The sequence below is a fragment of the Streptomyces huiliensis genome, assembly GCF_020037025.1.
Classification (GTDB): domain Bacteria; phylum Actinomycetota; class Actinomycetes; order Streptomycetales; family Streptomycetaceae; genus Streptomyces; species Streptomyces huiliensis.
This window is the reverse complement of the sequence record NZ_JAIQLH010000403.1, coordinates 1-6878: the sequence shown is the minus strand read 5'-3', so window position 1 is coordinate 6878 and position 6878 is coordinate 1. Positions and strand designations below refer to the sequence as shown.

The following is a 6878-nucleotide window of genomic DNA, read 5'->3' as shown; positions in this document are numbered from 1 at the left end:
GCGGCCGCCGGCGGCCGTGCGCCGGACGCCCGGCCCCTGCCGGACGGCCCCGGCCGGGCGGCCTGCCGTCCGATGACGCCCCAGCCGATGGACGGGCCCCGCGGGGCGGACCGGACGACAGGCTCCGGCCGGCCGGACGGCCCGTCGTCCTCCGTGCGGACGGACCGCTCGGCGGTCCGGACGGCCTCCCGGGCACCGGGGATCTCCGGCGCCTCCTCCGTACGCCCCCGGGATGCCTGGGGGGCCTGGGGAGTGCGTGCGCTGTGTTTACCCACGGGGCGTGGCGCTCCGTTCCGACGTCGTGACGGTGTCCGCGAGGAGTTCGCGGAAGGCACGGGCCACCGCGTCCGGATCCTCCATCATCGCCACATGGCCGGTGCCCAGCAGCGTCAGCAGCCGCGAGTCGCGGAACGCCCCGCTCGCCCGGCGGGCCATGCGGTACGAGACGAGCCGGTCGCTCGTTCCGTACACCAGCAGGGTAGGGGCAAGGACGCGCTCGGCCTGACGCCACAGCGAATGCTGTCCGCCGAGGGTGTACGCGTCGACGACGCCGCGGGTCGACCGCGCCATCACGTCCCAGAAGTAGGGGAGCTCCAGTCGGCGCTCGAACTCCTCGACCGCCATCGCGAACCCCTCCGGGGACACCAGCCCGGGGTCCCCGTAGCAGAGGGCGAGCAGCCCGCGCGTGCGGTCCTCGGCCGTCCAGTCCTTCGTCAGCCGGGCGAAGAGGGAGACGGCGCCCGGCACGGCCAGCAGCCCGGTGGGCAGCGCGGTGCGCTGCGGCCGCAGCTCCGGCAGGGCGGGCGAGACGAGGGTGAGGGTGCGGACGAGGTCGGGGCGGACCGCCGCGACGCGGGTGACGATCGCGCCACCCAGCGAGTTGCCGAACAGGTGTACGGGACCGCGGGCGCTCTCGTCGAGGTAACGGATGACCACCCGGGCGCAGGCCGTGACGGAGTGGTCGCCGTCGTCCGGCGGCGGCGAGTCCCCGAAGCCGGGCAGGTCCAGCGCCTCCCCGTCGACGTCGTCCGCGAGCAGCGCCATCAGCGGGGACCAGTTGCGGGAGGAGCCGCCGAGGCCGTGTACGAAGAGGGCGGGTGGCGGAGCCGGCCCGTCCGACGCGGCTGGTGGCCGGGAGCGCACCGTCAGCGTCGCTCCGGGCAGGGTCACCGTGCGCAGCCGCTCCCCCGCGCCCGGCTGCGCGACGGGCGTGGGCGGCACCACGGGAACGGCGGGGGCACCCAGTGCCACCGGCGACTCGGTCTCCGACATGCGGGCAATGTTACGAGAGCATCACGCCGGAATCGTCTGTGGCAGCCGTCACAGATCGCCTGGCGGCGGACAGCCGTGTCTCCTAGGCTCGGAGGGAGGGACCGGCGGACGGACACCCGGGCGCCCGCGCGGCGCTGCCGGGGCACACGGCCCGCCGAGGACTTCCGACGGCTCCCACGGGAAGGAGTTCCGGTACGCCGGCGAAGGCCGGGCCGGGCGGACCGCCCGGAGGACGAGGACGAAGGAGACCTTCCGCATGCCTGTCGACCCGACGAACCCGGACACCTTCGAGGACTTCGACGACGCCGAGGACGGCGCGACCGTGGCGACCGAGATCGGCGTCGAGGCCCCGGAGGCGGACGCCGCCGAGCAGCACACCGACCTCGCGCCGACGCACGACGACCCGCTGACCGCGATCGACCCGGACGCGGCGAACGAGGCGGACCGCGCGGAGCAGGCCCGGGTCGTGGAGCTGGACGAGGACGACTACCGCTAGACCCGCCGGTGAACCCGGAGTCCGCCCTTCCGGTGGGCGCCCGGGGCCGGACGGGGAACGAAGTGAGGGAATTGTCGGATATTTGTGGGCTTCCCACAGCGTCCGCCAGGTGAAATTCTCCCCTCCGGCCACGCACGGCGCGGTTACCCAAAAGTACGATGGCGGGCGCGGTGCACACCGTGCAGGAACAACCATGGGAGGCGGCGTGACAGCCATCGAGCAGACCGAGGCGCGCCCGCGAGGCACGCGCCTGCCGCGCCGAGCCCGACGCAACCAGCTCCTGGGCGCCGCCCAGGAGGTCTTCGTGGCCCAGGGCTACCACGCCGCGGCCATGGACGACATCGCCGAGCGCGCGGGCGTCAGCAAGCCGGTGCTCTACCAGCACTTCCCCGGCAAGCTGGACCTCTACCTGGCCCTGCTGGACCAGCACTGCGACAACCTCCTCCAGGCGGTGCGCACGGCGCTGGCGTCCACGTCCGACAACAAGCAGCGGGTGGCGGCCACCATGGACGCCTACTTCGCCTACGTCGAGGACGAGGGCGGCGCCTTCCGGCTGGTCTTCGAGTCCGACCTCACCAACGAGCCCGCGGTGCGCGAGCGCGTCGACCGGGTCTCGCTGGCCTGCGCCGAGGCCATCAGCGAGGTCATCGCCGAGGACACCGGCCTCGCCAAGGAGGAGGCCATGCTGCTGGCCGTCGGCCTCGGCGGCGTCTCCCAGGTGGTGGCCCGTTACTGGCTGTCCAGCGGCAGCACGGTCCCGCGCGGCACCGCCGTCCAGCTGCTGACCTCGCTGGCGTGGCGCGGCATCGCCGGATTCCCGAAGAACGAGCACTGACCTCCACGTCCGCCGGGCGCGTGTTCGCTGCCAGCGTGCGGACGCGGGCCCGGCGCACCCCCGTGCCGGGCTAATGTGTGGACCGTACGGCGCGGCGCGTCCGCGCACCCCTCCCCTGGGGCTACGCCGTGGGGGACGCACACCTTCGGAGGGACAGTAGCCGTGGAGGTCAAGATCGGCGTGCAGCACACGCCCCGCGAGATCGTTCTGGAGAGCGGTCAGTCCGCCGAGGAGGTCGAGCGCGCGGTGGCCGACGCGCTGGCCGGAAAGGCACAGCTGCTCAGCCTGACGGACGAGCACGGCCGCAAGGTCCTGATCCCGTCCGACCGGCTGGCCTACGTGGAGATCGGCCAGCCCGCCACCCGGCGGGTCGGCTTCACCACCATCTGAGTCATCAGACGACGGACGGGACCCCGGTGCACGGCACCGGGGTCCCGTCCGTCGTCGTATCCGGCGCCGGTCGTCGTATCGGGTGCTGACCGCCGTATCCGGCGCCGTGGGGAGGCCCCGGCCGAGGGTTGCCGCGGGCGGCCAAGGGGTAGGACCGCTACGACCGATTTGCACCTGCCGCTCCTCGTGGCACGGGAGGGATAACGACGATGATCCTCTGGGAAGCGCTCGGCTCGGTCCTGATCGGCCTCGCCGTCTCCCTCGGAGCCCTGCGCTGGCTGCCCGCCCGCTTCGGGCGGTTCCGCTCCCGCACCCTGGCGCTGGGCACCGGCCCGGTGGCCGGCCTGTTCGGCGGGCTGCTGGCCCGCTCGGTGCTGGGTCCCGGCCACGCCCCCGCGATCCTCGTGGCCTCGCTCGTGTTGGCGGTCGCGCTGCTGTCCCTGCTGCTGCGTCCCGCCGGGCCGCCCCGCCGGTCGGCCACGGCCTGAGCCGGGCCGCCGGACGGAGCCCCCGGTGTCACGGGACGGTGCGCCGTGTGCCGACCCCTCCGACCGTGCCCGCCGCCTCGCCTACGCGGCCAGCCCCAGCGCGGCCATCCGCTTGGTGTGCGCCTCGGTGATGCGGGAGAACATCTTGCCGACCTCCGCGAGGTCGAAGCCGTCGGCCACCCCGCCGACCAGCATCGTGGACAGGGCGTCGCGGTCCGCGACGACCCGCTGGGCCTGCGACAGCGCCTCGCCCATCAGCCGCCGCGCCCACAGGGCGAGCCGGCCGCCGACCCGCGGTTCGGCCTCGATCGCGGCCCGCACCTTCTCGACCGCGAACGTGGCGTGCCCGGTGTCGTCGAGCACGGTCAGCACCAGCGCCCGGGTGTCGGAGTCCAGCCGGGCCGCGACCTCCCGGTAGAAGTCACTGGCGATCGAGTCGCCCACATACGCCTTGACCAGGCCCTCCAGCCAGTCCGAGGGGGCCGTCTGGCCGTGGAACTCGTCCAGCGCGGCGGCGAAGGGCTCCATCGCCGCGGTCGGCTCGACGTCGATCGCCGCGAGCCGGTCGCGCAGCCGCTGGAAGTGGTGGAACTCGGCGGCGGCCATCTTGGCCAGCTCCGCCTTGTCCCCCAGCGTCGGCGCCAGCTTGGCGTCCTCCGCCAGCCGCTCGAAGGCGGCCAGCTCGCCGTAGGCGAGCGCGCCGAGCAGGTCCACGACCGCGGCGCGGTAGCGGGGGTCGGCGGACGCCGCCGCCCAGTCCTGGGCGGCGATTCCGGTGGGTTCCTCGGCGGGGCCGGTGGCCTCCGCTGCCTTGTCGGACGTCTCCATGAACGGAACCTTAGCCCGCTCAGCCGGGGAGGGAAGCCCCTGGTCAGCCAGGTGTCCACCAGCCCAGGGACGAATGGCCCGGGCGCGGATGCGCGGTTCCGGGGTAGAGTGCTATACGGCCCGCCGAGTACGCCGAGCAAGGCGCGTGTTCGACTGGCCGTCTCCATGCAGGTTCCTCCGGGAGTGAGTCCTCGGAGCGCCAGCGGATGCCCGGTCGGTGGCCCGATCGGCTTCCACCCGACCGACCGCCCTCCACGCGGTGCGAACGAGTCGTCCGCACACCAGGAGGGATCCGCTCGCAGCACGTGTGCTCGCGCGAAGGCAGTGGTCCCGCGCCATCCGGCTTCCGCCGGAACGAGTACGACGGCGCGGTACGTACGGACTCCTCGTACGACCCCCTTCGCCGCCGCGTGCCGCGTCTCACAGAAGAGGCAGCACCCTGAATACCCCGGACACCCAGAAGACCACGTTCCGAGAACTCGGGATCCTCCCCGAGACGGCCGAGGCGCTCGAAGCCGTCGGCATCCTGCACCCCTTCCCGATCCAGGAGATGACACTCCCGGTGGCCCTCTCGGGCTCCGACGTCATCGGCCAGGCCAAGACCGGCACCGGCAAGACCCTCGGTTTCGGCCTCCCCCTGCTGGAGCGCGTCGTCGTCCCCGCCGACGTCGAGGCGGGCCGGGCCAAGCCCGAGCAGCTGACCGACGCGCCGCAGGCCCTCGTCGTCGTCCCCACCCGCGAGCTCTGCCAGCAGGTCACCAACGACCTGCTCACCGCCGGCAAGGTGCGCAACGTGCGCGTCCAGGCCATCTACGGCGGCCGGGCGTACGAGCCGCAGGTCGAGGCGCTCAAGGCCGGCTGCGACGTCGTCATCGGCACCCCCGGACGGCTGCTCGACCTGGCCGGCCAGAAGAAGCTGGACCTGAGCCACGTCAAGGCACTGGTGCTGGACGAGGCCGACGAGATGCTCGACCTGGGCTTCCTGCCCGACGTCGAGCGCATCATCACCCTGCTGCCGGCCAAGCGGCAGACCATGCTCTTCTCGGCGACCATGCCGGGCGCGGTCATCTCGCTGGCCCGCCGCTACATGTCGCAGCCCACGCACATCCGCGCCACCTCGCCGGACGGCGAGGGCCAGACGGTCGCCAACATCGCGCAGCACGTCTTCCGTGCCCACTCCATGGACAAGCCGGAGATGGTCGCCCGCATCCTCCAGGCTCAGGGCCGCGACCGCGCGATGATCTTCTGCCGGACCAAGCGGACCGCCGCCGACATCTCCGAGCAGCTCACCCGCCGCGGCTTCGCCGCCGGCGCGGTCCACGGCGACCTCGGCCAGGGCGCCCGCGAGCAGGCGCTGCGCGCGTTCCGCAACGGCAAGGTCGACGTGCTGGTCTGCACCGACGTCGCCGCGCGCGGCATCGACGTCGACAACGTCACGCACGTCGTGAACTACCAGACGCCCGAGGACGAGAAGACCTACCTGCACCGCATCGGCCGCACCGGCCGGGCGGGCAAGTCGGGTACGGCCGTCACCCTGGTCGACTGGGACGACATCCCGCGCTGGAAGCTCATCAACAAGGCGCTGGAGCTGCCCTTCGACGACCCGGAGGAGACCTACTCCACGTCGGCGCACCTCTACGAGGCGCTGGGCATCCCCGCCGGCATCAAGGGCATCCTGCCCCGCTCGCAGCGGACCCTGGCCGGGCTCGCCGCCGAGGAGATCGAGGACCTCGGCGAGACCGGCGGGCGCGGCGCGGGCCGCGGCCGCGGTCCCAAGGACGGCCGTGGCGACCGGGACGGCCGTGGCGACCGCGAGGCCGCCGTCGAGCGCCCGGAGCGCACCCGTACACCGCGGCAGCGCCGCCGGACGCGCTCCGGCGCGTCGCTGGACGCCGCCGCGCAGGCCACCGTGACCGCCGAGGTGACGGAGGCCCCTGAGGCGACCGTGACGGAGAGCGCCACCGCGGCGCAGCCGGTCACGACGGCTCCCGAGACGCCGGCGCGTCCGCGGCGGCGCCGCCGGACGCGGAGCGGCGGGCCGGGCACGGCTCCGGCGGCGGTGACGCCGCAGGGCGCTTCCGCTCCGGTCGCGTCCGCTCCGGCTGCTGCTGAGGCCCCTGTGGCTCCCGTGGCTCCCGCGGTCAAGGCCGCGCCCGCCGAGACGGCTCCGAAGGCGTCCGTGGCCACCGCCCCGGCTCCGGCCCCGGCCGACGAGCCGGAGGCGCCGGCCCGTCCGCGCCGCCGGGCCCGGGCCGCCGCGCCGCGCCGGGAGAGCACCTCGCTGCCGTCCCAGGCCGCCTCCGGCCGTACCGCGCGTCCGCGCTACGCGGCGCCGGCCACGGCCGTGCCGGAAGGCGACTTCGAGACGGTCGAGACCGCGCTCCTGCGGGTCCAGGCGGCTGCCGCCGCCCGGGCCGCCGCCGAGGTCAAGGCCAAGGACTCCGCCGTCGCGACCGCTCCGGCCGAGGCGCCGGCCGCCGAGCCGGCGAAGCGGACGCGCAAGCGTGCGGTGAAGACGGCCGAGCCCGTGGCCGCCGCTCCGGCACCCGAGCCGGTCGTCGAGGCCGCC

Annotated in this window: 7 protein-coding genes and 1 pseudogene; 5 read left to right on the top strand and 3 right to left on the bottom strand. The window is 74.4% G+C overall.

Annotated elements, in window-relative coordinates:
• Both JNW98_RS34210 and JNW98_RS34205 read right to left on the bottom strand, forming a co-directional pair.
• Positions 1-275: pseudogene (locus JNW98_RS34210) on the bottom strand (DUF3152 domain-containing protein); the annotation flags it as partial.
• Positions 268-1272 (bottom strand): alpha/beta fold hydrolase, encoded by a 1005-nt coding sequence (locus tag JNW98_RS34205; RefSeq protein WP_223772181.1) that lies wholly within the window; start codon positions 1270-1272, stop codon positions 268-270. The pseudogene JNW98_RS34210 and the gene JNW98_RS34205, both read right to left, overlap by 8 nt.
• 256 nt (positions 1273-1528) lie before the next feature.
• On the opposite strand from JNW98_RS34205, the gene JNW98_RS34200 reads away from it, so the two are divergent.
• From JNW98_RS34200 to JNW98_RS34185, 4 genes are all read left to right on the top strand, one after another.
• Positions 1529-1768 (top strand): Rv3202a family protein, encoded by a 240-nt coding sequence (locus JNW98_RS34200; protein WP_223772180.1) that lies wholly within the window; start codon positions 1529-1531, stop codon positions 1766-1768.
• Between the two features lie 205 nt (positions 1769-1973).
• A complete protein-coding gene (locus JNW98_RS34195) occupies positions 1974-2603 on the top strand; it encodes a TetR/AcrR family transcriptional regulator (protein ID WP_040887389.1) in 630 nt (209 codons plus the stop codon).
• A 162-nt stretch (positions 2604-2765) separates the two neighbouring features.
• On the top strand, positions 2766-2993 hold the full coding sequence (locus JNW98_RS34190) for a DUF3107 domain-containing protein (protein ID WP_223772179.1): 228 nt from the start codon (positions 2766-2768) through the stop codon (positions 2991-2993).
• Positions 2994-3202: 209 nt separating this feature from the next.
• Positions 3203-3481, top strand: a complete 279-nt coding sequence (locus tag JNW98_RS34185; protein ID WP_223772178.1) for a hypothetical protein — start codon at positions 3203-3205, stop codon at positions 3479-3481.
• An 81-nt stretch (positions 3482-3562) separates the two neighbouring features.
• On the opposite strand, the gene JNW98_RS34180 is transcribed toward JNW98_RS34185, so the two are convergent.
• Positions 3563-4309, bottom strand: a complete 747-nt coding sequence (locus tag JNW98_RS34180) for a ferritin-like fold-containing protein (protein WP_223772177.1) — start codon at positions 4307-4309, stop codon at positions 3563-3565.
• Between the two features lie 550 nt (positions 4310-4859).
• On the opposite strand from JNW98_RS34180, the gene JNW98_RS34175 reads away from it, so the two are divergent.
• On the top strand, positions 4860-6878 hold a 2019-nt coding region (locus tag JNW98_RS34175; protein WP_308015699.1), incomplete at its 3' end, for a DEAD/DEAH box helicase.

Bases quoted from the DNA above. Each gene is read 5' to 3' on its own strand.
- JNW98_RS34200 (WP_223772180.1), top strand. From the start codon at position 1,529: ATGCCTGTCGACCCGACGAACCCGGACACCTTCGAGGACTTCGACGAC.
- JNW98_RS34185 (WP_223772178.1), top strand. From the start codon at position 3,203: ATGATCCTCTGGGAAGCGCTCGGCTCGGTCCTGATCGGCCTCGCCGTC.
- JNW98_RS34180 (WP_223772177.1), bottom strand. From the start codon at position 4,309: ATGGAGACGTCCGACAAGGCAGCGGAGGCCACCGGCCCCGCCGAGGAA.
- JNW98_RS34205 (WP_223772181.1), bottom strand. From the start codon at position 1,272: ATGTCGGAGACCGAGTCGCCGGTGGCACTGGGTGCCCCCGCCGTTCCC.